This window comes from Pararhizobium sp. DWP3-4 (genome assembly GCF_049898205.1).
Lineage (GTDB): Bacteria > Pseudomonadota > Alphaproteobacteria > Rhizobiales > Rhizobiaceae > Pararhizobium.
In genome coordinates this window covers 374,850-399,452 of record NZ_JAFCXF010000006.1, presented here as the reverse complement: position 1 = coordinate 399,452, position 24,603 = coordinate 374,850, and the positions used below count along the sequence as shown (strand labels likewise).

Annotated in this window: 26 protein-coding genes; 5 read left to right on the top strand and 21 right to left on the bottom strand. The window is 61.3% G+C overall.

Annotated features, from left to right (window positions below; all coding sequences use genetic code 11):
- Positions 1 to 104 precede the first annotated feature (104 nt).
- Positions 105 to 593, bottom strand: coding sequence for a MarR family winged helix-turn-helix transcriptional regulator (locus tag ACP7E6_RS18150; RefSeq protein ID WP_426231126.1), 489 nt, complete (start codon positions 591 to 593; stop codon positions 105 to 107).
- Between the two features lie 81 nt (positions 594 to 674).
- Between ACP7E6_RS18150 and ACP7E6_RS18145 the strand changes: the two genes are divergently transcribed.
- Positions 675 to 1,577 (top strand): EamA family transporter, encoded by a 903-nt coding sequence (locus tag ACP7E6_RS18145; protein ID WP_426231125.1) that lies wholly within the window; start codon positions 675 to 677, stop codon positions 1,575 to 1,577.
- Here the strand turns inward: ACP7E6_RS18145 and ACP7E6_RS18140 are convergent.
- From ACP7E6_RS18140 to ACP7E6_RS18130, 3 genes are all read right to left on the bottom strand, one after another.
- On the bottom strand, positions 1,567 to 2,349 hold the full coding sequence (locus ACP7E6_RS18140; protein WP_426231124.1) for a pyrroline-5-carboxylate reductase family protein: 783 nt from the start codon (positions 2,347 to 2,349) through the stop codon (positions 1,567 to 1,569). The genes ACP7E6_RS18145 and ACP7E6_RS18140 overlap by 11 nt on opposite strands.
- On the bottom strand, positions 2,346 to 3,593 hold the full coding sequence (locus ACP7E6_RS18135; RefSeq protein ID WP_426231123.1) for an aminopeptidase: 1,248 nt from the start codon (positions 3,591 to 3,593) through the stop codon (positions 2,346 to 2,348). Before ACP7E6_RS18135 ends, ACP7E6_RS18140 begins: the two co-directional genes overlap by 4 nt.
- A gap of 82 nt (positions 3,594 to 3,675) precedes the next feature.
- The gene (locus ACP7E6_RS18130) at positions 3,676 to 4,365 is read right to left on the bottom strand and encodes a glutathione S-transferase family protein (RefSeq protein WP_426231122.1); all 690 of its coding nucleotides are present in this window, start codon (positions 4,363 to 4,365) and stop codon (positions 3,676 to 3,678) included.
- A 78-nt stretch (positions 4,366 to 4,443) separates the two neighbouring features.
- Between ACP7E6_RS18130 and ACP7E6_RS18125 the strand changes: the two genes are divergently transcribed.
- On the top strand, positions 4,444 to 4,899 hold the full coding sequence (locus ACP7E6_RS18125) for a MarR family winged helix-turn-helix transcriptional regulator (RefSeq protein ID WP_426231121.1): 456 nt from the start codon (positions 4,444 to 4,446) through the stop codon (positions 4,897 to 4,899).
- Between the two features lie 2 nt (positions 4,900 to 4,901).
- Here ACP7E6_RS18125 and ybaK read toward each other — a convergent pair whose 3' ends face one another.
- The 7 genes from ybaK to ACP7E6_RS18090 all read right to left on the bottom strand — a co-directional run bounded on the left by ybaK (position 4,902) and on the right by ACP7E6_RS18090 (position 10,841).
- Entirely contained in the window at positions 4,902 to 5,375 is a 474-nt protein-coding gene (ybaK, locus tag ACP7E6_RS18120; protein ID WP_426231120.1) for a Cys-tRNA(Pro) deacylase, read from the bottom strand.
- Between the two features lie 3 nt (positions 5,376 to 5,378).
- Positions 5,379 to 5,729, bottom strand: coding sequence for an ArsC family reductase (locus ACP7E6_RS18115; RefSeq protein WP_426231119.1), 351 nt, complete (start codon positions 5,727 to 5,729; stop codon positions 5,379 to 5,381).
- Between the two features lie 70 nt (positions 5,730 to 5,799).
- A complete protein-coding gene (gene phnX, locus ACP7E6_RS18110; RefSeq protein WP_426231118.1) occupies positions 5,800 to 6,579 on the bottom strand; it encodes a phosphonoacetaldehyde hydrolase in 780 nt (259 codons plus the stop codon).
- A complete protein-coding gene (locus tag ACP7E6_RS18105; RefSeq protein WP_426231117.1) occupies positions 6,576 to 7,706 on the bottom strand; it encodes a TIGR03364 family FAD-dependent oxidoreductase in 1,131 nt (376 codons plus the stop codon). The genes phnX and ACP7E6_RS18105 overlap by 4 nt, the downstream gene beginning before the upstream one ends.
- A 173-nt stretch (positions 7,707 to 7,879) precedes the next feature.
- A complete protein-coding gene (locus ACP7E6_RS18100; protein WP_426231116.1) occupies positions 7,880 to 8,938 on the bottom strand; it encodes a M14 family zinc carboxypeptidase in 1,059 nt (352 codons plus the stop codon).
- Between the two features lie 179 nt (positions 8,939 to 9,117).
- A complete protein-coding gene (locus ACP7E6_RS18095; protein ID WP_426231115.1) occupies positions 9,118 to 10,032 on the bottom strand; it encodes an alpha/beta fold hydrolase in 915 nt (304 codons plus the stop codon).
- Between the two features lie 167 nt (positions 10,033 to 10,199).
- Entirely contained in the window at positions 10,200 to 10,841 is a 642-nt protein-coding gene (locus ACP7E6_RS18090) for a 2'-5' RNA ligase family protein (protein WP_426231114.1), read from the bottom strand.
- Between the two features lie 225 nt (positions 10,842 to 11,066).
- Between ACP7E6_RS18090 and ACP7E6_RS18085 the strand changes: the two genes are divergently transcribed.
- Together ACP7E6_RS18085 and ACP7E6_RS18080 are read left to right on the top strand one after the other, a co-directional pair.
- On the top strand, positions 11,067 to 11,564 hold the full coding sequence (locus ACP7E6_RS18085; protein WP_426231113.1) for a methylated-DNA--[protein]-cysteine S-methyltransferase: 498 nt from the start codon (positions 11,067 to 11,069) through the stop codon (positions 11,562 to 11,564).
- A gap of 57 nt (positions 11,565 to 11,621) precedes the next feature.
- Positions 11,622 to 12,185, top strand: coding sequence for a methylated-DNA--[protein]-cysteine S-methyltransferase (locus tag ACP7E6_RS18080; RefSeq protein ID WP_426231112.1), 564 nt, complete (start codon positions 11,622 to 11,624; stop codon positions 12,183 to 12,185).
- 113 nt (positions 12,186 to 12,298) lie between these two features.
- Here the strand turns inward: ACP7E6_RS18080 and guaA are convergent, their stop codons facing one another.
- From guaA to ACP7E6_RS18060, 4 genes are all read right to left on the bottom strand, one after another.
- On the bottom strand, positions 12,299 to 13,861 hold the full coding sequence (guaA, locus tag ACP7E6_RS18075) for a glutamine-hydrolyzing GMP synthase (protein ID WP_426231111.1): 1,563 nt from the start codon (positions 13,859 to 13,861) through the stop codon (positions 12,299 to 12,301).
- Positions 13,862 to 13,969: 108 nt separating this feature from the next.
- On the bottom strand, positions 13,970 to 14,608 hold the full coding sequence (locus ACP7E6_RS18070; protein ID WP_426231110.1) for a 5'-methylthioadenosine/S-adenosylhomocysteine nucleosidase: 639 nt from the start codon (positions 14,606 to 14,608) through the stop codon (positions 13,970 to 13,972).
- The gene (locus ACP7E6_RS18065) at positions 14,605 to 14,991 is read right to left on the bottom strand and encodes a PaaI family thioesterase (RefSeq protein WP_234937238.1); all 387 of its coding nucleotides are present in this window, start codon (positions 14,989 to 14,991) and stop codon (positions 14,605 to 14,607) included. Before ACP7E6_RS18065 ends, ACP7E6_RS18070 begins: the two co-directional genes overlap by 4 nt.
- Before the next feature lie 122 nt (positions 14,992 to 15,113).
- Positions 15,114 to 15,566, bottom strand: a complete 453-nt coding sequence (locus ACP7E6_RS18060) for a TspO/MBR family protein (RefSeq protein WP_426231109.1) — start codon at positions 15,564 to 15,566, stop codon at positions 15,114 to 15,116.
- An 83-nt stretch (positions 15,567 to 15,649) separates the two neighbouring features.
- Between ACP7E6_RS18060 and ACP7E6_RS18055 the strand changes: the two genes are divergently transcribed.
- Positions 15,650 to 16,189 (top strand): GNAT family N-acetyltransferase, encoded by a 540-nt coding sequence (locus tag ACP7E6_RS18055; RefSeq protein ID WP_426231108.1) that lies wholly within the window; start codon positions 15,650 to 15,652, stop codon positions 16,187 to 16,189.
- A gap of 11 nt (positions 16,190 to 16,200) precedes the next feature.
- Here ACP7E6_RS18055 and ACP7E6_RS18050 read toward each other — a convergent pair whose 3' ends face one another.
- From ACP7E6_RS18050 to ACP7E6_RS18025, 6 genes are all read right to left on the bottom strand, one after another.
- The gene (locus ACP7E6_RS18050; protein ID WP_426231107.1) at positions 16,201 to 17,307 is read right to left on the bottom strand and encodes a DUF1513 domain-containing protein; all 1,107 of its coding nucleotides are present in this window, start codon (positions 17,305 to 17,307) and stop codon (positions 16,201 to 16,203) included.
- A gap of 199 nt (positions 17,308 to 17,506) precedes the next feature.
- Positions 17,507 to 18,496, bottom strand: coding sequence for a magnesium transporter CorA family protein (locus ACP7E6_RS18045; RefSeq protein ID WP_426231106.1), 990 nt, complete (start codon positions 18,494 to 18,496; stop codon positions 17,507 to 17,509).
- A 216-nt stretch (positions 18,497 to 18,712) separates the two neighbouring features.
- Complete coding sequence (locus tag ACP7E6_RS18040) at positions 18,713 to 19,840, bottom strand: imelysin family protein (RefSeq protein WP_426231105.1); 1,128 nt, start codon at positions 19,838 to 19,840, stop codon at positions 18,713 to 18,715.
- Positions 19,840 to 21,327: a di-heme oxidoredictase family protein gene (locus ACP7E6_RS18035; RefSeq protein ID WP_426231186.1), complete on the bottom strand. Its 1,488-nt coding sequence runs from the start codon at positions 21,325 to 21,327 to the stop codon at positions 19,840 to 19,842. The genes ACP7E6_RS18040 and ACP7E6_RS18035 overlap by 1 nt, the downstream gene beginning before the upstream one ends.
- 332 nt (positions 21,328 to 21,659) lie before the next feature.
- Positions 21,660 to 22,940, bottom strand: coding sequence for an imelysin family protein (locus tag ACP7E6_RS18030; RefSeq protein ID WP_426231104.1), 1,281 nt, complete (start codon positions 22,938 to 22,940; stop codon positions 21,660 to 21,662).
- A 225-nt stretch (positions 22,941 to 23,165) separates the two neighbouring features.
- Complete coding sequence (locus ACP7E6_RS18025; RefSeq protein ID WP_426231103.1) at positions 23,166 to 24,455, bottom strand: RsmB/NOP family class I SAM-dependent RNA methyltransferase; 1,290 nt, start codon at positions 24,453 to 24,455, stop codon at positions 23,166 to 23,168.
- Positions 24,456 to 24,603 lie beyond the last annotated feature (148 nt).

Below are 24,603 nucleotides of genomic sequence, written 5' to 3'. Positions count from 1 at the left end.
GCAATTCCAGCAAAAGTGCGTCGCGGTTTTACGTCCGCAATTGCGCCAAGACAAGAAGCTGGAGCGTTTTCGCGATTCGGAGAAAAGCGGAAATGCTCCAAGTTCTATTCAAACGCTGCGAGATATTTTTTGGCGATCGTATCCAGCGTCGCCCGCTCGTCAGGCTCCAGCAGCGCCGTCAGCCGGTGCTGGTTGGCGACATGGGCGGTCACAGTGCGTTCGACCAGAGCAAGCCCTTCCGGCTTCAGCGCGATCAGCACGCTGCGGCGATCTTCCGGATTGGTCAGCCGTTCGACGAGCCCGGCCTTTTCCAGCTGGTCGATCCGGTTGGTCATCGTGCCCGACGTGATCATCGTCGTTGCCAAGAGGTCGCCCGGCGACAGCCGGTAAGGCGGGCCGGAGCGGCGCAGGGCCGCCAGCACGTCAAAGCTCGCCGACGACAGTCCGAACTCCGAAAAGGTCTTCTGGACCTCGCGGCTGAGATAGGTCGATAGCCGCGCCAGCCGGCCGAGAAGCCCCATCGGCTCGACATCGAGATCCGGACGCTGCTTGCGCCATTGTGCCAGAATTCTATCGACGTGATCTTCATCCATGGCTTCTGGTACGCAGAATTCATCTTGACGTCAAGATAATCGCGAGTATCCTGATTTTATCTTGAAATCGAGATACTTTAAATGAAGATAAAATCCGCATCCCTTACCGATATAGGCCTGACCGCCATCGCACCCGCCATCTGGGGCAGCACCTATCTGGTCACCACCGAATTCCTGCCGCATGGCTATCCGCTCACCGTCGCCATGCTGCGCGCCTTGCCGGCAGGCCTCATCCTGCTCTTTATTGTCCGGCAATTGCCGCAGGGCATCTGGTGGGCGCGCAGCTTCATTCTGGGTGCGCTCAATTTCTCGTTCTTCTGGGCGATGCTGTTCGTCTCGGCCTATCGCCTGCCCGGCGGTGTTGCTGCGACCGTCGGCGCCATCCAGCCGCTGATCGTCGTCATGCTCGCCCGGCTTTTGATCGGCACGCCGGTCAAGACGATGGCGATCATTGCCGGCAGTGTCGGCATGGCCGGCGTCGCCCTGCTGGTGCTGACACCCGGAGCAGCGCTCGACCCGATCGGCATCATCGCCGGGCTAGGGGGCGCGGTCTCCATGGCGTTTGGGACAGTGCTGACACGCCACTGGGCGCCGCCTGTGTCGAGCCTGACCTTTACTGCATGGCAACTCACCGCTGGCGGTCTGTTGCTGTTGCCGGTAGCCCTGCTGTTTGAACCGGCGCTACCAATGCCGACCACGGCCAATATACTTGGCATGGTATGGCTCGGCCTGATCGGCGCCGCCTTCACCTATCTCCTGTGGTTTCGCGGCCTGTCCAAGCTGGAACCAGCAGCCGTCGCATCGCTCGGTTTTCTCAGTCCGCTGGTGGCCACACTGCTCGGCTGGGGCGTGCTGAACCAGAACCTAACGCCGCTGCAGATCATCGGCATGGCCGCCGTGCTGGTCAGCGTATGGCTCGGGCAACGGGCGCAGATGGCGCCCCGTGCTGCAGTACCGGTCACGCCGAAAACCGTCAGCCCTTAGCGGCCTTGTCCCTTGCGGCCGCCAGCCCCTTGGAGATCGGCCCGGCGATATCGGCCGACAGCATCGCCGTCAGGCCGGCCGCAGTCGTCCCGCCGTACTCGGTAAAGACCCTAACAGTATCGGCCGGTGTTTCCGAAGCATCGGCCATCCACGCGCCGGAGCCGAGAAAGAGCTGACGGACGGCGGTATCGGCAACATCCGGAGCCACGCCGTTCTCGATCGCATCACGGATCATCACATCGGCGAACGCCGCAATGAATGCCGGGCCGGACCCTGTCAGGGCGGTGAAATAATCCAGCTCGCTTTCCGCGGACAGTTTTGTCGTCTTTCCGGAGCAGGCAAAGAAGCCGTCGGCAAAAGCAGCGTCCGCAGCAGTTACCCCCGGTGTCGAAAGCCAGGGGGTAAAAGAAAGCCCCTGCTCGGCGCAGGCATTCGGCATGGCGCGAATGACGCGTTCGCTTTTGAAGCGCGCAAGCAGCACTTCTGCAGGCACGCGAGCCATGACCGAGATGACCAGCTTGCCGGACAGATCAAGCTCCAGCGCATCGATATCCTCTGGCCGCACCGACAGAATGACGATGTCCGCCTGAGCAGCCAGCGACTTGTTATCGGTAACAAACCGGATATCCGGCCAGGCCTCGAATCCTGCTGTCTTGCCGCTGCGCGACGACAGGATGAGATCGGTGGCAGCGACGAAGCCCTTGGCAAGGGCCGGTCGAAGCAGAGCCCCGCCCAGCCAGCCGGTTCCGCCGATGACGCCGAGCGTCGTCAAGCCCACTCGCCCTTGCGCATCACCGGAACCTTGGCGCCATCGACGCGAACGCCGTCGATATCGACTTCCCCTGAACCGATCATCCAATCGATATGGATCAGGCTGGAATTGCCGCCCTGCGCCGCGATCTGTTCCTGGCTGAGCGAGGCGCCGTCAAGGAAGCATTTCGAATAGCACTGGCCGAGCGCGATGTGGCAGGAGGCGTTTTCATCAAACAGCGTGTTGTAGAACAGCACGCCGCTGGCCGAGATCGGCGAGGAATGCGGCACCAGCGCCACTTCGCCGAGGCGCCGCGCGCCTTCGTCGGTATCCAGCACCTTGTTCAGGACCTCTTCGCCCTTCGATGCCTTGGCCTCGACGATGCGGCCACCTTCGAAACGAACCTGGATATTATCGATCAGCGTACCCTGATGCGACAGCGGCTTGGTGCTTGACACATGGCCATCGACGCGCAGCGCATGCGGCGTGGTGAAGACCTCTTCCGTCGGAATGTTGGGATTGCAGGTGATGCCGTTCTTTGCAGTCGAAGCACCGCCATGCCATTCATGACCGTCGGCGAGCCCGACCGTCAGGTCGGTGCCGGGGCCGGTGAAATGCAGCGCGGAAAAACGCTCGCCGTTCAGCCATGTGGAACGCTTGGCGAGGTTGGCATTGTGCTGCCCCCAAGCCGCGATCGGATCGGCGACATCGACGCGCGAGGCGGCAAAGATCGCATTGGCGAGTTTTTCGACGGCAACAGCTTCGGCATCGTCCGGGAACATCTGCCTCGCCCAGGCGGGGTTGGGATAGGAGACGATGTTCCAGTTGATGTCGAAATTGGAGATTTTCTCCAGCGCCGGCTTATAGGCCATCGACATGGCCTTGTTGGCGCGCGCCACCTTGGCCGGGTCCTGGGCGGCCAGCATCATCGGGTTATCGCCGGAGATGGCAAGACGGGCGGTGTTGCCGGCAAAGGCTTTGGCCATGCCGTCGTAAAGCCAGCCACTGGCCTTGTCGAAGCTCTCGTCGGGGGCATGGGCATAGCGGGCGAGCGTCGTATCCTCGTCGGAATAAAACGTCGTCACCAGCCCGGCCCCGGCAATATAGGCATGCTCGGTGATCAGCCGCACCAGCGGTAGCGCGGCAATCGGCGCCGTGATCAGGAGATCCTGGCCACGCTCAAGCCTCAGCCCCACCTTGATGGCGACTTCGGCGAGCTTGTCCAGTTTGACGGGATCGATGGCTTGGTGAACGGGAGAGGTCATCGCATATCCTGCTGGCTGTTTTTTCCGAACCACTGGTTTAGAGCGCTTCATCTGGAAACGGAAGGCTTTTGCGATGACCAGGTCAGGCGGTAATCTTGCTGTGCGTCAGAAGATGAGCGCCATGATGGCGCAGGAAGGCGAGCAGCCGCTCCGGATAATCCGCCTCCACGGCACCCACCACGCTCGGCCGGACGGCAAGCATCTGCCGCCATGCATTGACGCGCGGCAATCCATCGAAGATGCCGCTTGGCAACAGGGCCTCGAACAGTTCGAAATAGCGGAACACCGGTGCAAAGACAGCATCGACCATGCTAAACCGTGACCCGGCGAAATAAGGCCCGGCTCCAAGCTCCTGCTCGAGGGTTGCGAATTTGGCCTTCAGCACCTGGCGCTTGGCCTCGAACTGCGCTGGGTCCTTTGTTGTCTCGTAGACCCAGAGGTCGGCAAGGATGGAGGATCCAAACTCCATCCAGCCGCGATGCAGGGCACGAAGCAACGGGTCTTCGGGATGCAGCGCTGGAGGTCCCTGCGTTTCCTCGAAATATTCGCAGATGACGGCGCTTTCAAACAGGATCGCATCGGCACGACCGCGCGGGATGGCCAGCAGCGGAACCTTGCCGAGCGGCGAGATCCGCAGGAACCAATCCGGCTTGGCGGCAAGATCGATATAGGTCCGCTCGAAGGCGACGCCTTTTTCCGCCAGGACGATCGAGGCACGCTGAACATAAGGGCAGAGGTGATGGCTGATGAGGGTGAGGACTTTGGAGTGCATGGCGAGGCTCCAGCTAATTATATGCAATTGCATATATTAACATTTGCCCATCCCGTCAAGATAGATGTAAATGCATTTATGTCTTTGAAAGCACCCCCAGCGGTTCAGGCGCCGAGCGCCGATGTGACGCAGGCCTGGATCAATCTGATGCGGGCACAGCAGCGCGTGCTCGGCGCCATCGAGCGCGATTTCAAGCATGCCGGCATGCCGCCGCTTAGCTGGTACGATGTGCTGTGGGAACTGGCCCGCGCCCAGGACGGGCGCTTGCGGCCATTCGAAATCGAGGAGCGGACGCTGCTTGCACAATACAATCTGTCCCGCCTGATTGACCGGCTGGAGAAAGAAGGCCTGGTCGCGCGCCGCACCTTCGACGATGACGGACGCGGCCGATGGGTCGTGATCACCAACAAGGGCCGCAGCCTGCGCGAGGCGATGTGGGAGGTCTATGGCAGATCAATCGCCCGGCATGTTGGGGCAGAACTTCAAGAGACCGAGGCGACGCAACTCGCTGGGCTATTGTCGAAACTCGCCTGAGATCAGGCGATCAAAGATGCTGCAACCGCATTCAACGCCTTGCGGGCATCATCGGGTTTAAGCCGCACCTGCAGACCACGCTGACCGCCATTGATATAGACCAGCGGCTCGGCAAGGGCAGCCTCCTCGATCGCCGTCGGCACCTGTTTCTTCTGCCCGAACGGGCTGATGCCGCCGACATGATAGCCGGTCAGCCGCTCGGCCTCGGCCGGTTTCATCATATTGGCCGATTTGCCCTGAAACGCCGCCGCCAGCTTCTTCATGCTGACTTCGCGATCGGATGGCACGACGACGCAGACCGGCTTGCCATCGACCTCTGCCATCAGCGTCTTCAACACGCGGTGCGGCGCCTCGCCCAGCGCCTCGGCCGCCGCCATGCCGATCCGGTCGGCCGACGGGTCGTAGTCATAGGTGTGGACGGTGAAGGGGGCTGCGGCCTTTGTCAGCGCAAGCGTCGCGCGGGTGCTTTTCGACATGGTCTATCCCTGGAAAAGGCCGCCATAGATTTCCGGCTTGAAGCCGGCAGTCAGCGTGCCGTCATGGTCGAGCACCGGGCGTTTGATCATCGACGGCTGGGCGAGCATCAGGGCGATCGCCTTGTCTTCGTTGAGGTCCTGCTTGTCGGTATCCGGAAGCGCGCGAAACGTCGTGCCGGCGCGGTTCAATACCGTTTCCCAGCCAAGCGCCGCCGTCCAGCGCTGCAGCACTTCGCGCGACACGCCGGAGGCCTTGTAGTCGTGGAAATCATAGGCGATCCCCTGGCCTTCCAGCCAGGTCCGCGCCTTCTTCATCGTGTCGCAATTCTTGATGCCGTAAATGGTCACGCTCATGCTCAATCCCTTTTTACCGGTATGCGGGATAGCATGAAGATATCCGGCTGAGAATGCCGGACGGCGTCTATCAGCGCTCCAGCATGTCGATCAGCTGCGGCAGGCCGGCGACGGTTTCGATGACGTGATCGGCACCGGCGGCCTTGAGCTTGGCACCGATCTTTTCATGAAGGGCAGCGCGTTCGTTCGGCGAAAGAGCGGCAAGCTCCGGCAGTGTCAGGCCTGCCTCGTTGCCCGAGAGCGTCAGTCCGACCGTGACGCAGCCGGCGGCCACGCCCTCAGCAATCCCAGGCTCGGTATCGTCGACCTTGATCACCGCGCCGGCCGGATAGACCATCAGGTCGAGGAAGCACTTGTACATGCCGATCGGCGTCGGGCGGCCAAGCGGCAGGTCATCAGCGCAGATCAGGTTTTCGGGCGCAAAGCCCTGTTCGGCCGCAAGCGGCAGCACCCGCTCCATGATCGAGCGCGTATAGCCGGTAGTCGATCCGATCTTCATGCCCTTGGCGCGCAGGTAGGCAACCGTTTCGAGTGTGCCGGGAACAAGCGTGCAATAGTCGCCGACCACCTCTTCGTTCAACGGCACGAACAGGTCATAGACCCTGTCGATGGCGCTTTCATCGGGTGCTGCCTCTTGCGCGGATGTCCAGCCCGCCGCGATATGCGGCTCGGACAGCATGGCGCTGATATGGGCGCGCTTCGGCAGCCCCATCGGTTTGCGGGCATCGGCGATGGTCACATGGACGCCGAATTTGGCAAAGGTTTCGACAAAGGCGCCCATCGGTGCGAAGGAGCCGAAATCGATGACCGTGCCGGCCCAATCGAATATGACGGCCTTGAACTTGCTCATGCGGCACTCCCATAGAGTTCATTGATGGTTTCCTCGCCGATGCCGAACGCCGTCGAGGCGCCGCATCCGGCGGTGACGACGACAATGCGGGTGCTATCGGAAGGCTTGTCGGTAAAGCGCCAGCGGTCCGGCGCCGAGGCATAGGTTCCGATCCAGCGCTCGGAAATCACGCGTCCCGGCAGATCGAGCACCCGGTCGAATTCACCGAGGATCAGGGCATCGACCGCGTCGGAGGCAAAGGGATCGGGCGTAGCGGCGTAATGATGACTGTCGCCGACGACCAGCGAGCCATCGGCCGACTGGGTGACGATCAGGTGGATGCCGTTGTCGCGCTCCGCCCTCAGGTCGGCATCGAGGCGCTTTTTCAGCAGCTCCGCCTCGGGCAGGTCGGCATAGCCGAGATAGCGGCCGAGCCCGAGATCGGACATCACGGCCGTCTTGAAACGGACCGGCTGGCGCGGCCGCACGCGCAGCATCTGCAGCTTGCAGCGGGTGACATTGTAGGCAGCAATGCGCTCGGCAAAAAGGCCGGTGAAATCGTCGCCTGGGCAAACGACCACCGTTTCGGCCTCGATCACGCCATCCGCCGTTTCCACGCGCGGCGGTTCGACCGCAGTAACGGTGGTGCTGCGCAGGAAGATGATGCCGAGCCGCTCTTCGAGAAATTGCGCTAGCAGCGGGATCGCCGTGCGGGATTCGACGCGGATTTCGTGTGGGCTATAGAGCGAGACGCGAGCAGCGTCGGTGCGCAGGCAGGCAATATGCTCTTGCGCCTGGCGCGCCGTCAGCCTTGCGCAGCCCTCTGCCATGTCTGTGCGCAGGAAAGCATCGATCACCGCTTCGGATTCATCGAACCGGGAGGCGAGCACCATGCCGCGCTGAACGACGGCGATGCCGGCCTTGTCGACGGTCTCTGCCCAGATATCCCGCGCCCGCCGCGCCATGGTCCAGCAATCGCCGGCCCCTTGGCCTGTGACGGTGACGAAACCGAAATTGCGCACCGAAGCGCCATTTGCCTGCGCATCGCGGTCGATGACGATAACCCTCTTGCCGCGTTTCGCCGCCGCATAGGCATGGGCGAGGCCGACGATACCGGCACCGACAACGGCGAGATCATAGATGGGCATGCGTTCTCTCCCTGCGTGCCTGCGACGGGTCAGTCGGGTTGGCTCGCGGCTAAAGAACGCAATTCCATAAAAGGATTATGACAACCGCCGGCAGGGCGGCGATTATCCACTTCATTCACGCCTCAAACCCGGACGGATTTTCCGAAGCGCGCCCCGAGGACAAAGACGGTGACTCAGGCTTCCAGCGCACCGGGCTTGCGCACCGCCTTGGTGGGCTCGTCGCAGGCGATCTTCATCAGGTTGTCGCGGCGGCGGGCAAAACGTTGCGAGGTGCGTGTCGCGATCAGGCCGGCCTGAGGGGCGTGGATATCAATCGCACCGCCTTCCATGCCCGGTGCGGTAATGATCGTCGCCAGGAGATCGCCGGCAGCGACGGTTTCGCCGATGGTGCGATGGAACAGCACGGCACCAGCCTGCGGGGCGCGGATCATTTCGATATTGTCGAGCGGTGTGACCTTGCCCTTGTAAGGCTGAAGGGCGGCGACGGTGCCGCGGACAGCACCGCGTGCGGCCAGAAAGCGCCACAAACCGTCGGCATCCTTGTGGGCCATGTCCGGATAGACGTCGCGCGTGCCGCGCAGCTCGACCGTGACGGCGAGGCGGCCGGGCAGCCGTTTTGCCTTTTCGGCAGTCTCGTGCTTCCAGGCATAGCCGACAGCTTCCTCGAAGGCGCTGCTTTCGCCGTCAGCCAGAAACACGGCCCCCATATCGAGCGCCGATGCCAGATCGGCGGCCTCCGGCCAGAAGGCTTCGTCGACATAGGTATATTGCACCGATTCATCGTCGCAATGCAGATCGAGCATCAGATCGGCCCCCAGCGCCATATGCAGCAGCTGCCGCTTCAGCTGTTCGACTGCCGGATAGTGCTCCAGATCCTCGACCAGCGTCTGGCGTTCGGACAGCGGGATCAGCGGGAACTCGCGGTTGAAATTGGTGCGCGAGCCGAGGTCGAAACGGCCCTGCAGATCGCCGAAATGCGATTGCGCCGTGCCGATCGGATTGGCCTGCGGAACGATGGTGATATCGCTGAGGATCGTACCGTCGGCATCGGCCTGACGCAGCTTTTCGCACAGGAAATGCAGGAGTGCTGTGCCCGGAAGTTCATTGGCATGCAATGCCGCCTGGATATAGATTTTCGGCGCCTTGGCGTCGCTGCCGTTGAACCGGATGATCGGAAGCCGCCATTCGACACCCGGTGTGTCACCCTTGATGACGATTTCAGAAATGTCCATGACCATCCTCCCTTTTGCAATTTCAGGGGCTTATGCGGGTTCCGGCCGATGGGCGCAAGATGCCAAAACTTGCAGCTTGCCCAGGATCGCGCATTGCCGAGACAGCAATGGTAAGCGTCAATCGGCGCGTGGATGACCACGCGCCGATTGACTTCAAGAAGGTTCGCGGTGACAGAAAATCACTTCTTGTCGAGGAAGGACCGGATTGCAGCAACCGTCGCCTCCGGTTGTTCTTCCATCAGCCAGTGACCGGATGCCGGGATCACCACTCCGGTGACATTGTCGGCCGCAGCACTGGCAACCACAGCCATGGTCTGCCCGAAAGACTTTTCGCCGCCGATCGCAAGGACCGGCATCGTCAGCTTGCCCTTGGCCAGAAATGCCTTGCTGTCGATCGCATCCTGATCGAAGGCCGCGAATTGCGCAAAACCGGCGTGCATCGCACCGGGCTGGGCGTAGAGAGCGGCGTAATGCTGCCGTGAAGCCTCATCCCATTTCTTCGGATCGGCGGAAAACTCATTCCAGAAGCGATCGAGATAGATGCGCTCACGGCCAGCCACAAGGCGTTCCATATCCGGCCCGCCGAAGCGGAAATGCCAGAGCAGCGGATGCTTGAGGATTTCCTCCCATGGCCCGACGCCTGGGATCGGCGCGTCCAAAAGCACGAATTTGCTGACGTCCTGCGGATATTGAGCAACGAAGGCGTATCCCACCATGTTGCCGATATCGTGGGCGACCACATCGGTCCTTTCCACATTCAGCACCTTCAGAACACCGGCGATATCCTGACCTTGCGTCTTCTTGTCGTAACCTTCAGCTGGTTTGGCCGAAAGACCCATGCCGCGCAGATCGGGCACGATGACCGTGTGATCCCGGGCGAGATCGACAGCCAGCGGCACCCACATGTCGCCGGTTTCGCCATAGCCATGCAACAGGACCACAGCCGGCCCCTTGCCGCCCACCCGGACATGCAGCACCGTGCCGTTGGTGGCGATTTCCTGCGTGGTGAACTCTGCAGGATAGTGCGGAACGCCCTCGGCAAAAGCGGGAGCGGAAAAAGCGATGACGGCAGATGCGATCAGAGAGCGGAGCATGACGATCTTCCAGTTTTGCGACAGCCGAAATAGCCGTCTGATGGCGGCAAGATCGCATTCGTTTCCGGTTCGCACTAGACACCCAATTCCGGAACTCACGTTCGGAAATGGCGAACAATCCGCCCGGGCCTTGTGCCTGCCACTGCAAGCTCAAGGCCCGATACAGGTCAATCCAGCAAAGGCCAGCGATCGAGATATTCGTATTCGCTCTTGCCAATGAGACTGCGGATCAGCACGAATTCGCGCGCAATCCAGCGGACGGGTTCGGCCAGCATATGTTCCGGCACCGGCGTCTCATCGTAAAACACCGTCATATGCGGCATGAAGCGCGGATTGTAGGTAAAGTTCAGACCCACCGCCCACATTTCCTTGGCGAGTTGGACGTGCAGGTCCATCATCTCCTCGCTGCGGATCGCATTGGCCAGAACGACAGCCTTGGCGCCGGCGAAGGACATGGCACGATCGAAGTTCACCTCGAACGGTGCCGCCTTGACGGTCGCCATCGCCGCCGATATGGCGAAGACGATATCGTCCGGGAAATCCTGATATTTGCCGATGCCATTGAGCGAGACATGCATCAGCTCATGCGGCCGCGGACTTTTCGACAGCCCATAGCGCCGCGCGATGTCCCTTCCCGTCTCGACGGCCTGCAACGCCACCTCCCGCTCCGGCACGAGGGCAAGGAACAGATTGCTCTTTCCATGATCATCGGCATATTTCTGGTGGGACCGGAGCGGCACGGCTGCGCCGGCCTGACCGAGTGAAAATGACTTCTGTTCAATGCGCACGACCCCGGCTTTTCCAAGCATGGCAGACCTCATCTCTTTTTGGATGTCGCCACTATAGCCGAGTCGAGCTTGAGATCAAGAACAAAACAAGAACAATATGAATTTATTCCCACGCCGACGGAGGTACTGCGGCGCGCCCTTGCACCAATTTGACCCTCCCCGGAACGGAGTGAAATCACCTTGGACCCGTCATTCCAGTGCAAGAAACGGGTGGCGGGATGCGAAAAACTGAGCGAAACTGCGCCTATGACCTACATTCACGAAATCATCGCCTCGCCCGTCGGCAGACTTGAGCTTGTTGCCCGGGGCGACGGTTTGGCTGCCATTCTCTGGGAGAAGGATGACCCGAAGCGTGTCAGGCTCGGGGAACGGATAGAGGGGCCAAATCACCCTGTTCTGCTTGAAACAGAACGGCAACTGGAAGAGTATTTCGCTGGCGTCAGGACGAACTTTACCGTTCCGCTTGATCTGGCCGGCACCGCGTTCCAGAAAGCGGTCTGGCAGGCGCTGTTGACAATCCCCTACGGCCAAACCCGAACCTATGCGGGCCTTGCCCGGCAGATCGGCCACCCCACGGCATACCGTGCGATGGGAGCCGCCAATGGCAGAAACCCGGTGTCGATCATCGTGCCCTGCCACCGCGCCATCGGATCGGACGGCCAGTTGCATGGATTTGCCGGAGGGCTGGAGGCCAAGCGATATCTGCTGGCACTGGAAAGCAACCGGCTGAAGGCGGCGGCCTGAAGGACGCCAGAGTATTTAACCCCGCTGCCTTGCGCGGGCAACGGAAGGAATGGAGCGATGGCAGAGAAAGCACAGACCTATCACGTTTTCGAAACAGCCGGCGGCTATTGCGGCATTGCCTGGAACGATATCGGCATCACCCGCTTCCAGTTGCCAACGAAAAGCGCAGAAGCCACCGAACGCAACGTGCTGCGCCGCGTGCCAGGCGGCGAACCCGGTGCGCCGACGCCCGCTATCAGCGAGGTCATCACCGCCATCCGGCGGTATTTTGACGGCGAGACCATCGATTTCTCAGGTGTAGCCCTCGATCTTGACGGTCAGGACGAGTTTTTCCGGCAGATCTACCAGGCTCTTCGCCGCGTCGGCTGGGGCCATACGACCACCTATGGCAGCCTCGCCAAGGAACTCGGCGCCGGACCACAGGCCGCCCGCGATGTCGGTCAGGCCATGGCCAGGAACCCCGTGCCCTTGATCATTCCGTGCCACCGCGTGGTTGCCGCCGGCGGCAAGGTCGGCGGCTTTTCCGCACCCGGCGGCGCGACCTCCAAGGTCCGCATGCTGGAACTCGAAGGCGTGCATGTCGGCGCGCCGGAAGCAGCGCAGCAGTCGCTACTGCTGTGACCGATCCGTTGACGGATGGACTGACCTCGTCATCAACCGTGCCGGGTCACAGCACATCCGCCTGAGCGCTGCAGCGGCAGGGCCTTATTCAGAAAAGACCGCGTCGGCCAAAATCATTCCCACTCGATCGTGCCGGGCGGCTTCGACGTCACGTCGTAGACGACGCGGTTGATGCCGCGGACTTCGTTGATGATGCGGGTGGCGGCGCGGCCGAGGAAGTCCATGTCGTAGTGGTAGAAATCGGCGGTCATGCCATCCACCGAGGTGACGGCGCGCAGGGCGCAGACGAATTCGTAGGTGCGGCCGTCGCCCATGACGCCGACGGTCTGGACCGGCAGCAGCACGGCAAAGGCCTGCCAGATGGCGTCGTAAAGGCCGGCCTTGCGGATTTCGTCGAGATAGACGGCATCGGCTTCGCGCAGGATTTCCAGCTTTTCGCGGGTGATGCCGCCCGGGCAGCGGATGGCGAGACCTGGCCCCGGGAACGGGTGACGGCCGATGAAGCTATCGGGCAGGCCGAGTTCCTTGCCGAGGATGCGGACTTCATCCTTGAACAGTTCGCGCAACGGCTCGACCAGCTGCATGTTCATGCGATCAGGCAGGCCTCCGACATTATGGTGCGACTTGATGGTGACCGAAGGGCCGCCGGTGAAGGAAACGCTTTCGATGACATCCGGATAGAGCGTGCCCTGGGCGAGGAAATCGGCGCCACCAAGCTTCTTGGCTTCCGCTTCGAATACGTCGATGAACAGCCGGCCGATGGTCTTGCGCTTGGTCTCCGGATCGCTCTCGCCTTCCAGCGCATTGATGAACATGTCCGACGCATCGACATGGACCAGATGCAGATTGTAGTGCTCCTTGAACATGGCAACGACATCGGCCGCCTCGTTCTTGCGCATCAGGCCGTGGTCGACGAGGATGCAGGTCAACTGGTCACCGACCGCTTCATGAATCAGCAGTGCCGCAACCGAACTATCCACGCCGCCGGAGAGACCGCAGATGACGCGCTTGTCACCAACCTGGGCACGGATATTGGCAACGGCCTTGTCGCGATAGGCGGCCATCGACCAGTCACCCTTGAGGCCGGCGATCTTGTGGACGAAATTGGCCAAGAGCTTGGCGCCATCGGGCGTGTGCACGACTTCGGGATGGAACTGCACGGCGTAAAATTTCTTCGCCTCGTTGGCGATGAAGGCAAACGGCGCGTTCGGCGAGGTGGCAACGACTTCGAAACCATCCGGGATCGCGGTGACGCGGTCGCCATGGCTCATCCAGACCTGATGGCGGGAGCCGACGGTCCAGATGCCGTCGAAAAGCGTGCATTCCTTGTCGATCTCGATGAAGGCGCGGCCGAATTCGCGGTGATGACCGGCCTCCACCTTGCCGCCAAGCTGTTCGCACATGGTCTGCTGACCATAGCAGATGCCGAGCACCGGCAGGCCGCTGTCGAACACCACTTGCGGTGCACGCGGCGAGCCGATGTCGAGCGTCGAAGCCGGGCTGCCGGACAGGATGATTGCCTTCGGATTGAGGCGCTTGAAGCCTTCATCGGCCGACTGGAAGGGTACGATCTCGCAATAGACGCCGGTCTCGCGTACGCGCCGCGCGATCAGCTGGGTGACCTGGCTGCCGAAATCGACGATGAGAACGGTATCGGGATGGACTGTCGCTGTCATGACGCGCTTCCGTTGGCTTGGCTTATTTGATGGGGAACTGTGGGCAGCCTTTAATTAAAGGCAGCCCCAAGCGCAACGTTTACATTGCACCCGGACAATTTTGCGGCTTCAGACGGCGATTTCGCCGGTTTTGACGGCCTTTTCGAGTGCATCGATCGCCCCTGCCAGCTTCTCGTCGATCACGTGCAGATATTCCGTCCAGTCGCCGATATGCTTGAGTTCCGCCTTGCCGTCGGAAATGCCACGCAGGCCGATCAGCGGAATACCGAAGGACTGGCAGGCGCGAAGGACCGCGAAGGTTTCCATTTCCACCATGTCGGCGGCAACGGCCTGATACGCAGCACCGGAAACGATGTTGGCGCCGGTCGAAAGGCTGGCCGTCTCGACGCCGGGTACGCGCAACGGCAGATCGACCGTGACAGGCAGATCGAGAAACGGCGTCGCGCCCTTTACAAAGCCGAGCGGTGAAGCGTCCATATCGCGATAGGCAACCGAGGTGGCCTGATAGACTTCGGCCTGTTCCAGCCGGGCAGAACCGGCAGAGCCGAGCGAAATGACGAGGTCGGGCCGGCTGTTGCGGTGCGCCAGTTCCGCGAGCGTGCGCGTCAGCGTTACCGCCGCTTCGACCGGACCGACACCGGTCATCAAGGGCGAGATGCGCTCGCGCAGGTGCACGCCGTATTCGGCATCGACGGCCATCACGTAGAGCAGGCTCTTATCCGCTACATGCTTCAGTTCGAATGTCATCCTTCGATCCCCTCGCGCCCACGGATCACCATCATCGTGCCGGTCATCGAGGCGATCAGCTTGGCCGGGCCATCCTGCGAAATCGCATAACCACGGCCGTCGGAGACGATGATCGTCGTGCCGGGTTTCGTCACTTCGCCGCGAAACAGGAAGCGTTCGCCCCGGCCCGGCGACATCAGATTGACCTTGAACTCAATGGTGAGGATCGAGGCATCCGGATCGATCACCGAATAGGCGGCATAGGTGCCGGCGGCGTCGAGCGCTGCTGAAATGATCCCCGCATGCAGAAAACCATGCTGCTGGGTCAGTTTCTCATCGAACGGCAGCTCGATCTCAACCGAGCCCTGCTCCACCCGTGTCAGTTCCGCCCCGATGGTCGCCATGGCGGGCTGGCGGCCGAAGCTGTTGCGGATGCGCTCGCGAAATTCCACCTTGTGCTCTCTATGTCTCAGTTTCTGGTCGCCGTTGCACAGACAGTCGCATGGCGGAAAAACAAGGACAAGCCTCAATTCATGAGGAAAATCGACGTGTTGAGCAATGTCGCGAATGCGACCCAGGCGAGATAGGGCGTAAACAGCAGCGCCGAGACAGCATCCTGCTTCCGGCTGACGACGATGAAGCCGACGATCGAGATCAGGAGCGCGGCGATGACGATCAACGCCATTGCAATTTCCTGAAATCCGAAGAACAGCGGCGACCAGGCGAAATTGAAGACCATCTGCGCCACCCAGAACCGCATCGCCGTGGTGTCGCGATGGTTGAGGAAGGTGCGGGCGCCGACAAAGCCGATGATGACGTAAAGCGCTGACCAGACCGGCGCGAAAATCCAGTTGGGTGGATTGAAGGAGGGCTTTGCCAGCGACTGGTACCATTCGCCAGGAATGTTGTTGATGCCGATCAACAGGCCGCAGCCGAGAACGATGACGATGAAGAGGATATGGATCAGGATACGGTTCATGCAGCCGACATAGGGCGAGCATGAACCGAACGCCAGATGGACCGGGCTTTTAATTTGCCACCGGCAATCCCAATATCATCGTCATGAGCGACCAAAAATCTTTCGAGATCAGGACGGGCACGGGCGATGATCTGTTCATGATCGCCGGAGTGCTGGTCGATACATGGCGATCGACCTTTCGCGGCTTGCTGGCAGACGATTTTCTCGATGGCATGTCCCGCGAGGAACAGGCCATCCGCCACGCCCGGCGCATGGGCGCTCCGGGCGTCTGTTATCTGGTCGCGGTCGAGCCTTCGGCCAATGAAATCATCGGCTTTGCCAATTTCGGGCCAGGTCGCGGCAAAGTGCCCGGCGATATCCACGAGATTTATGCGCTGTATGTCCGGGCCGGCTATCAGGGATTTGGGATCGGCACGGCGCTTGTCTGCTCGGCGGCGAGGCTCTGCGCGGAGCAAGGGGCGAAATCGCTGTTTGCATGGGTCTTGTCCGGCAACCCCAACCGGCCATTCTACGAGCGGCTGGGCGCAAAAGCGGTAGAGACGAGCAGCATCGGGCTGGGCGATCGGAGTTACGAACAGGTTGCCTATCTTTGGGAGGATATTGCTCCTCTCTTAACGCGCTGACCGGTTTGCGATCAGAGCTTGCCGACTCTGACGATATGCTGATCCCAGGCGACCCGGCTTTTGGTTTCGCCGAACGCGCCCGAATAGGACGATGCGACGAAGCCATGTGCCGATGGCGCTATCCCGGCCGCATCGGCGATACTTTTCTGCCGCACGACCCGGCCGGTCCTTGCATCGACCGTCACCTCAGCGCCGCCTTTGGGCGATGTCAGGCCGACCAATCCGTCGCGCCGGTTGACCGCAATGGCACCGACATAGTTGGCGAGCGCCAGTGTCGTCTCCTCCGGCAAATCCAAGAACCGGATGTCCTCGCCGCGCGAAAAAGAACCGGCAAGCGGCGGCAGATCGTTGCGGGCACCCTCGTACTGGCAGGCAAACCAGACTTTTCCATCCGCATCGATATCGACATGACGGGTCGAGAGCTGGCGCAAGTTGTCCGGCATCGCGTGACGTTCGATCAGCGCGCCGGTGGCCGTGTCGATCAGCGCCAGCGACGGCTCCATATGGTCGAGATTGAGCTTGGTGCGGCCGAAATCCGGATGGGTCTCGATGCCCCCATTGGCAACCACGAGCATCCGCCCATCCGCCGACAGGGTCATGTCGTGCGGCCCGATACCACAGGACGGAAACTCGCCAATGCGGGCAAAGCGGTTGGTGCCGTCATAGACGCCGATCATGCCGCGATTGGCCGAAAAATCGTTCTCTGTGGCATAGAGCAGACGCCCATCGGCGGAGAAGCAGCCATGGCCATAAAAGTGCCGGCCTTCGACGGAGGTGATCACGATCGGCTCGATGCTATCATCCGGCGCGAAGATCATTGCATAGGTGCCGGGACGGCGGGCAAAGGCGACGACGCGGTTGCTGACCGGCGACCAGGTCATGCCATGGGCACGGGCCGGCAGGGGCACCCGCTCGATGATCGCTCCCTCCTCCGTCAACGTCGCCACGCCGTAGGCACCATCGGGCGCCATGAAGGCGGAGGCGTAGATGGCGTCAGTGCCTGACAGGGCAAAGGCTGCTTGCGGGGCAAGGGTCGCCGCCCATGCCACACCGGCCATTGTCAGGAATGTGCGACGGTCGGTGAGAGTTTGGCCGGTGGAGATGGTTTGGTATGCCATGCAAACAGATCCAAATTGGCCGGTGGCGCTTTCTAGCCTCCGTCACTCCTGTGCTCGTCACAGGAATCCAGCCATGCGACGTCTGTCGCATGGAAGAGTCTCTTGCGGCGCGAACGCGCCGCAACTGGATCCCCGCCACAAGGGCGAGGATGACGGAGAATCTGGGAAATCGCCAGAGACACCGGGGTGAATAATGCGATTAAAGCCAGCCCCGCCGCTTGAAATAGAGGAACGGCAGGAAGGCCGACAGCACCATGAAGAACAGGGCCAGCGGATAGCCGAACTGGAACTTCAGCTCCGGCATCGCATCGAAGTTCATGCCGTAGATCGAGGCGACCAGGGTCGGCGGCAGGAAGACGACGGAGGCCACCGAGAAGATCTTGATGATTTGGTTCTGCTCGAGATTGATCAGGCCCAGCGTCGCGTCGAGCAGGAAATTGATCTTGTTCGACAGGAACAGGGCGTGGTCGCCGAGCGAAGCGGCGTCGCGCTGGATCAGCTTGATCCGCTGGCGGCTTTCCTTGATCGCCTTGCGCGTGCCGATCCCGTCCAGCGCCGTATGATAGGCGACGAGACGTCCGACACTGACGAGGCTTTCGCGGATGACGCTCAGAAAATCACCCTTCTGGCCGATCTGCTCGATCAGCGACTGCAGATCGCGGGTCTTTTTGGTGACGCTCGAATGGTTCTTGCGGAACACTTCCCGTGAAATGGCGTCGATCTCGTTGCCGATCCGCTCCAAAGCATCGGCCGTACGATCGATCATCGCTTCCAGCAGGCCGAGCATGACCAGTTCGCCGCTTTCGCAGGAAATGCCGTTCAGGCGCTGCGTGCGGGCGGCATAGAGATGGAACGGTTTGGGATCGGCATGACGGACGGTGACCAATGTCGCGCCCTTCAGGATGAAGGTCACCGGCACCTTGATCGGGTTGTCGCCATCGAGTTCGGTTGCCGCCGTCATCGTCATGAACTCGGCGCCGTCTTCCTGATAGAGGCGGTCGGAGAGCTCGATCTCCTGCATTTCATCGCGCGTCGGAATTTCGATGCCGAGCTGCTGTTCGACGATCCGGGTTTCATCCTGGGCGGGATTGAACAGGTCGAACCATACGACCGGCGTGATGTCACTCAGTTCCGGGATGGCGTCGATAACGGCAAGGTGATTGTTCTGGCAGGAATAGATGCGCAGCATGTCGGGTTCCAATCTGGCAAGTCGTCGACCGCCAGCGGACACCCTTGTGATCAGGGCCTGACGGTCGAAAAAATCGAAGCTCTACTTCGACTGTCGGGGTTCATGATCCGTTGATCCTTGTTTGGCCGTGCTCACAGGTGAACACGGCCGATCCCTTGCGCCAATGTGTGTTTGTTGTCAACCGCTTGCTAGCGGCCGGAATGCAGTCTTTTTTGCTCAATCGCCATCGGCAAAAGAGAAGCCGGAGCTCAGCCCGATCGCGGCACCGAAATCCAGGTTTAGCCGCTGCAGAACATCGTTGGTGTTCTGCAGGATACGGTTCAGCCTGCCGCGCTGTTCGTCACTGGCAATCGCCTCTTCGACCGGCAAATCGATCTCGTCGAGATCATCGACGATCGCCTGCAGCAGATAGTTCACGGCGCTGACCACATCGGCGTTGCCATCCGGCAAAAGCGCCTTCATGTCCGCGGTGTTGAATAGGGTCTGCAGCGCCGTGAAATTCGCCGAGAGCGCCGGCATCGTATTGCCGGAGCGCCAGTAGATCGCCATTTTCGGGTGGCCCTTGTCGGGTTCACCCTTGATGATCCCGGCATAGAACGGCCGCAGACGCTGGTCCCGGATGGCTTCGACACCATGGACGAGGATGCCGAGCAGCTCTGTCGCGGCCTCCTTGCCGTCGCGGTAGATCGGATTGTTCGGGCCGGGGTTCTTCCAGGCGGCCTGGATACCATCCGGCTTTTCCCATTCGGCATGCAGCTCGCCCGCTACCGCTTTCAGATTGTCGGCAATGGCGGCACCATAGCGGCAGCGAAAACCGTTCTTCTCGGTCGGCAGGATTTCGGCTCCGGTGCCGTAGAGCACATATTCGAGCGCGCCGAGTCCCTGCGCCGCAACGCTCTTGCCTTTGAGAGTTTCCGCCGAGGTCGCGGTTTCGTCATTCGTTGCCAGAATGCGCTGGACCTGTTTCAGGCCGGTGCTCTTGCGATCCGGGAAAAACAGGAAGCGCTCGAAACGGTTGCCTTCGATCACCGGCCCGACACGGACGATCTCGATCGTCGACCATTGCTGCACGACCTCGTCAAAACTCATCTGCACGTCGCCAAGCGTCTCGTCCGATGGCTTTTCGCACAGCATATGCGCAGCCTCTGCCAGGGCCTCGGTACCCTCCAGCAGATCGCGGTAACCGGGGCGGATGAAATCGTCGACGGCCTTCTGCATGACACCAGCCACCGCCTCCTGTTTCAGCCCGGCGCGTGGCGCCACCGCCTCTTCATCTTCCGCCATGGCAGGCAGCGACAGGAAGGCAAGGCTCAAACCGAGAAGCAGGATATGCCGGTGGCGCATCAGAGAGACTCCAGAAATGTGATCAGGGCTTGTCTATCGGCTTTTTCCAGCGCGGCAAACCGGTCGCGGGCTTTTGCCGCCTCGCCACCATGCCAGAGGACGGCTTCCGTCAGGTTACGGGCGCGCCCGTCATGCAGGAAGAACGTGTGGCCGCTCACCGTCTTGGTCAAGCCGATACCCCAGAGCGGCGGCGTGCGCCATTCGCTGCCGGATGCGACACCCACCGGCTGCCCGTCGGCAAGGCCTTCGCCCATGTCATGCAGCAGGAAATCGGAATAGGGCCAGATCAGCTGGAACGCATGCGCCGTGTTGGCGGCATCGCGGCGGGTGACGAATTTCGGCACATGGCACGACACGCAGCCGGTGTCGTAAAACACCTTCTTGCCCGCAAGCGTTTCGGCAAAGCTTGCCTTGCGCCGCGCCGGAACGGCGAGGTTCTCGGAATAGAACGTGATGAGGCCAAGGACAGGGTCAGGCGCTTCCGTATCGCCCAGGCGCGGCTGCACGCCGTCTGCCATCGACAGACAGGCCGTCTGGGCGGGCGTGCAATCGCCGTGGCTGCGCCGGGCATCCGGCGATGAAATACCGATATCGCCTGCCAGCGCGTCGGCTGCCTGCTGCCGCACCGTGGCGCTCTGCGCCTTCCAGCCGAAGCGGCCGAGCGCCAGCTTGCCGGATTGCGGATCGCGGACCACAGGCAGCTTGCCGCTGATGCCATCGCCATCGGCGTCGTCCGGATCGGCATTCGCGACGATATCGGCGGGGTGAATTGCCTCGATAAGACCGAGGCCGGACATCACCTGCGTCACCCTTGGCGAAAGGGTGGTCGCCGGGTCGAGCGGGCCGTAACCGGGCTTATCGACCGAATAGCTTGGCTTGCGAAGGGAAATGGTTTCCCCGCCCGCCAGCGCCACCGGAATTTCGGTGTAGCGGATCCGCATATGACCTTCGGCCGCAAGACCGGGGACCGCACTGTCCTGCAACTGCTGGCCATAGACGGGATCGGGGAAATTCAGCACGTCATGCGCCGCGATCGCCGCGCGCTCGGCATCGTTTTTCGGCGCACGGGCAAGGCGCAAGAACATCGACGTGGCATCATTGGAGCCTTCCGGCGGATGGCCACGACCGTCCTTCAGATGACAGGTCTGACAGGCACGGGCATTGTAGAGCGGTCCCAGACCATCCGAAGCCTGCGTTGAGGACGGCGATGACACCCAGAGCTTGCGAAACAGCGCATTGCCGAGCTTGAAGCTCTCTTCCTCGGAAAAGCTGATATTGGCGGAAAATTGCGAGAGACTATCTTGGTTGACGGATGCGATCGACGTGCCCGCTCCGCCGGACATGGCTTCGAACTTTTCAGCCTTGGAAAAATCAGTGGCGGGGCGCGTGACAGTCTCGACGCGAGCTCGATCAGCCTCAGTCAGATCATCACGGGTGGAGGAAAGCGGGAGCTGTTCCGCAAGACTTTCTGTCTTGGCAGGCCGCATACCCCCCTCTGCCCTGCCGGGCATCTCCCCCTCAAGGGGGGAGATCGATGTGGCAACCTCGCTCACCCGCTCGAATTTTCCAGTTTTTGACAGCAAGGGCTCTGAAAGATGGTTTTGCTCTGAGCCGATCTCCCCCCTTGAGGGGGAGATGTCACGCAGTGACAGAGGGGGGTATGCCGCACCCGCAAAAATATTGCCGCCAAGAACGGAAAAGCCGCCCGCCGCTGTCAGAAACAGAACGGCAGACGGCAGGATCAGGCGTCGGACGAGCCAAGTACGCATTCAGAAAAAACCGGGCCGCTCACCGAAAGCGGCGGCCCGCCTTTGCTTTTTCATTGGAAGACAGCGTTAGGATTATCCAGGCTGTCGGAACCTTCAAGCTCGATCGTACCAAGTTCCAGCGACGCAATGACGCGCTCCACCGTCTTTGCCTGCGCAACGAGGCCATCGATGGCCGCCTGAACGACGGCATTGCCCTCGGTATTGCCTTCACCGATCATCTGGTCGTACTTTTCCACGGTCTCGCCGCGCTTGGCCATGGCTTGCATCGCGGTGATCGTGGCGGCCAGCTTTTCCTTCATTTCCTTGTCGAGCGCCGGATCCTTGGCGGCAACGAGTTGCGACAGCGACGGGCCGGTCACCTTGGTACCATCGACCTTGGTATAGTCGCCGGTATAGGCCGACTGAATGCCGATCGCGTCATGAAGATGCGAGTTGTAGGTGTTGTCGGAGAAGCAATCATGCTCTTCTTCCGGATCGTGCAGCAATAGGCCGAGCTTCATGCGCTCGCCGGCCAGTTCGCCGTAGGACAGCGAGCCCATGCCGGTCAGGATGGCGCCGAGGCCAGCCTTGGGGTCGGCTTCGACATTCTTGGTGGCAGCGCCGTCCGGCGTCCAGTTGCCAACCATGTCCTTCAGATCGGACACCAGCAGGTCGCTGGCAGCCTTCAGATAGGCAGCGCGGCGGTCGCAATTTCCGTTGGTGCAGGCCTTGGCGTCATAATCGGTATACGGCCGGTTGCCGGCGCCCGGGCCGGTTCCGTTCAGATCCTGGCCCCAGAGCAGGAATTCGATGGCGTGGTAGCCGGTGGCGACGTTCGCCTCGATGCCGCCTGCCTCCTGCAGGGTGCCGGCGAGGAATTCCGGCGTGATGTTGGTCGCGTCGACATCCTTGCCGTCGATCTTGATCGACTTGTTGGCAATGACGTTGGCGGTGAACAGCGCGTTCTCGTCGCTTTCCGCGCCATAGCTCGGGTCGACATAATCGATCAAGCCTTCGTCCAGCGGCCAGGCGTTGACCTTGCCTTCCCACTCATCGACGATCGGGTTGCCGAAACGATAGACTTCGGTTTCCTGATAGGGGTTGCGGGCGGCGAGCCAGGCTTCGCGGGCGGCCTTCAGTGTCGCGTCGCTGGGTGTGTCGATCAGCGCGTCAACGGCCTTGTCGAGCGTTTCTGCGGTCGAAAGAGCATCTGAAAATTTCGCGTGAGCCACATCGGCATAGTGCTTGACGACTGCGGCGGCATCAGTAGCAGCCTGCGCCGGCTGCAGCGCTAGCATCGAGGTTGCGGTGGCAAGCGCCAGCGCAGCGCCGCGAAGGAATGATTTGGTCATGGCCTCTCCTGGTATTTTCCCGGAAAAATCCGGCGTTCCCGCCGCCCGGTCCGGTCGCGCAAGCCGCGCGGCCCGAGATTAGGGCGTCGCTGTTCAGCCCGGTTTTCATGAACCAAAAGCAAACTGGTGTCAAAGTGTATAGTTTAGAATGTTTTCAATGTGGGGTGCCGCAGAAAGGCCCGCCGCATCTGTAGCGACGAGCCCATCGGGAACCTCAATCAGGGCTCAGCTCTTGCGGCCCATCACACAGAAGAAGAAACCATCGGTATCGGTCGATGCCGGCGTCAGTGTCACGGTCTTCATGTCCGCAGACCACGGCTGCCTCTTGTCGGTGCCGTAGAGATCGGCCCAGGCGTCGGCTGCCGACAGGATTTCGAACTCGGGATTGTCCTCACAGAACGCATAGACCTGCGCCTCGTTTTCCTCCGGCAGTACCGAACAGGTAACGTAGATCAGATGACCGCCGGGACGCACGAAGGAGGCGGCACCGCCAAGCGCTTCCTGCTGCTGGCCCAGCCGCTCTTCAAGGTTCTTCTGCGTCAGCCGCCACTTGGTATCCGGACGGCGGCGCCAGGTGCCGGTGCCGGTGCACGGCGCATCGACGAGAACGCGATCGAACTTGCCGGTAAACGGCTTCAGGCCGTCCAGCCGGTCATGGACCTGGACATTGCGGGTGCCCGCACGCTTCAGACGCTCGATGATCGGAGCCAGACGCTTGCGGTCGGTGTCGTAGGCGTGGATCTGGCCCTTGTTGTTCATGGCGGCTGCCATGGCCAAGGTCTTGCCGCCACCTCCGGCGCAATAGTCGAGGATCTGATCGTTTTCCCTCGGCATGACGAGATCGGCGACGATCTGCGAGCCCTCGTCCTGAACCTCAAACCAGCCCTTCTCGAAGGAGATTTCGGCGGTGACGTTGGGAAGGCGCGATGCGCCCTCGCCCGCCTTGACGCGGATGCCGTTGCGGGCGATCGCCGTCGGCTCGACCGCGCTGCGATCCAGTGCCTTCAAAACCTTGTCGCGCGTCGATTTCAGCGTGTTGACCCGCAGGTCGAGCGCCGGACGGCCAGCCAAAGCCTGGGCTTCTTCAAGCCAGTCTTCGTCAAAATTTTCTTCAAACGACGGCTGAACCCATGCCGGGATATCGCCCTGCACATGCAGCGGCGCATCTTCGAGCTTGCGGCTGGCAAACGCGGCGGTCATTTCGGCGGTCAGCGGCTCAGGCGCAAACTTGTCGCCATCCAGTTCAGCGGCCAGCTGTTCGGGCGAAACGCCCCACTGGCGAAACATGACGGCATGGCCGAGCGCCGTGGCGCTGTCGCTATCCATCAGATAGGCATGCGAGAGTTTCATACGCAGCGCGTCATAGACGATATTGCCGATCGCGGCACGATCGCCGGACCCGGCGAAGCGGTGCGCCAGCCCCCAATCCTTGAGGGCGTCGGCAACGGGACGCTTGCGCGTTTCGATATCGGCAAGAACCTCAATGGCTCCGGCGAGCCTGCCACCCAGTCGCATCTTTTAAACTCCATTTTCCGCCGTGGTAGCGGTGATGGCCGTCAAGAGCAAGCCGGGAGGTGCTGGCGTATGACGAATGCTGACCAGATGGGAGGCTGTGGCTTATGTCGAAAGGCAGCGCCTTTCCATTCGAACCGTATCAAATCCA

Bases quoted from the DNA above. Each gene is read 5' to 3' on its own strand.
- ACP7E6_RS18150 (WP_426231126.1), bottom strand. From the start codon at position 593: ATGGATGAAGATCACGTCGATAGAATTCTGGCACAATGGCGCAAGCAG.
- ACP7E6_RS18145 (WP_426231125.1), top strand. From the start codon at position 675: ATGAAGATAAAATCCGCATCCCTTACCGATATAGGCCTGACCGCCATC.
- ACP7E6_RS18135 (WP_426231123.1), bottom strand. From the start codon at position 3,593: ATGACCTCTCCCGTTCACCAAGCCATCGATCCCGTCAAACTGGACAAG.
- ACP7E6_RS18130 (WP_426231122.1), bottom strand. From the start codon at position 4,365: ATGCACTCCAAAGTCCTCACCCTCATCAGCCATCACCTCTGCCCTTAT.
- ACP7E6_RS18125 (WP_426231121.1), top strand. From the start codon at position 4,444: ATGTCTTTGAAAGCACCCCCAGCGGTTCAGGCGCCGAGCGCCGATGTG.
- ybaK (WP_426231120.1), bottom strand. From the start codon at position 5,375: ATGTCGAAAAGCACCCGCGCGACGCTTGCGCTGACAAAGGCCGCAGCC.
- ACP7E6_RS18115 (WP_426231119.1), bottom strand. From the start codon at position 5,729: ATGAGCGTGACCATTTACGGCATCAAGAATTGCGACACGATGAAGAAG.
- phnX (WP_426231118.1), bottom strand. From the start codon at position 6,579: ATGAGCAAGTTCAAGGCCGTCATATTCGATTGGGCCGGCACGGTCATC.
- ACP7E6_RS18105 (WP_426231117.1), bottom strand. From the start codon at position 7,706: ATGCCCATCTATGATCTCGCCGTTGTCGGTGCCGGTATCGTCGGCCTC.
- ACP7E6_RS18100 (WP_426231116.1), bottom strand. From the start codon at position 8,938: ATGGACATTTCTGAAATCGTCATCAAGGGTGACACACCGGGTGTCGAA.
- ACP7E6_RS18095 (WP_426231115.1), bottom strand. From the start codon at position 10,032: ATGCTCCGCTCTCTGATCGCATCTGCCGTCATCGCTTTTTCCGCTCCC.
- ACP7E6_RS18090 (WP_426231114.1), bottom strand. From the start codon at position 10,841: ATGCTTGGAAAAGCCGGGGTCGTGCGCATTGAACAGAAGTCATTTTCA.
- ACP7E6_RS18085 (WP_426231113.1), top strand. From the start codon at position 11,067: ATGACCTACATTCACGAAATCATCGCCTCGCCCGTCGGCAGACTTGAG.
- ACP7E6_RS18080 (WP_426231112.1), top strand. From the start codon at position 11,622: ATGGCAGAGAAAGCACAGACCTATCACGTTTTCGAAACAGCCGGCGGC.
- guaA (WP_426231111.1), bottom strand. From the start codon at position 13,861: ATGACAGCGACAGTCCATCCCGATACCGTTCTCATCGTCGATTTCGGC.
- ACP7E6_RS18070 (WP_426231110.1), bottom strand. From the start codon at position 14,608: ATGACATTCGAACTGAAGCATGTAGCGGATAAGAGCCTGCTCTACGTG.
- ACP7E6_RS18065 (WP_234937238.1), bottom strand. From the start codon at position 14,991: ATGGCGACCATCGGGGCGGAACTGACACGGGTGGAGCAGGGCTCGGTT.
- ACP7E6_RS18060 (WP_426231109.1), bottom strand. From the start codon at position 15,566: ATGAACCGTATCCTGATCCATATCCTCTTCATCGTCATCGTTCTCGGC.
- ACP7E6_RS18055 (WP_426231108.1), top strand. From the start codon at position 15,650: ATGAGCGACCAAAAATCTTTCGAGATCAGGACGGGCACGGGCGATGAT.
- ACP7E6_RS18050 (WP_426231107.1), bottom strand. From the start codon at position 17,307: ATGGCATACCAAACCATCTCCACCGGCCAAACTCTCACCGACCGTCGC.
- ACP7E6_RS18045 (WP_426231106.1), bottom strand. From the start codon at position 18,496: ATGCTGCGCATCTATTCCTGCCAGAACAATCACCTTGCCGTTATCGAC.
- ACP7E6_RS18040 (WP_426231105.1), bottom strand. From the start codon at position 19,840: ATGCGCCACCGGCATATCCTGCTTCTCGGTTTGAGCCTTGCCTTCCTG.
- ACP7E6_RS18035 (WP_426231186.1), bottom strand. From the start codon at position 21,327: ATGCGGCCTGCCAAGACAGAAAGTCTTGCGGAACAGCTCCCGCTTTCC.
- ACP7E6_RS18030 (WP_426231104.1), bottom strand. From the start codon at position 22,940: ATGACCAAATCATTCCTTCGCGGCGCTGCGCTGGCGCTTGCCACCGCA.
- ACP7E6_RS18025 (WP_426231103.1), bottom strand. From the start codon at position 24,455: ATGCGACTGGGTGGCAGGCTCGCCGGAGCCATTGAGGTTCTTGCCGAT.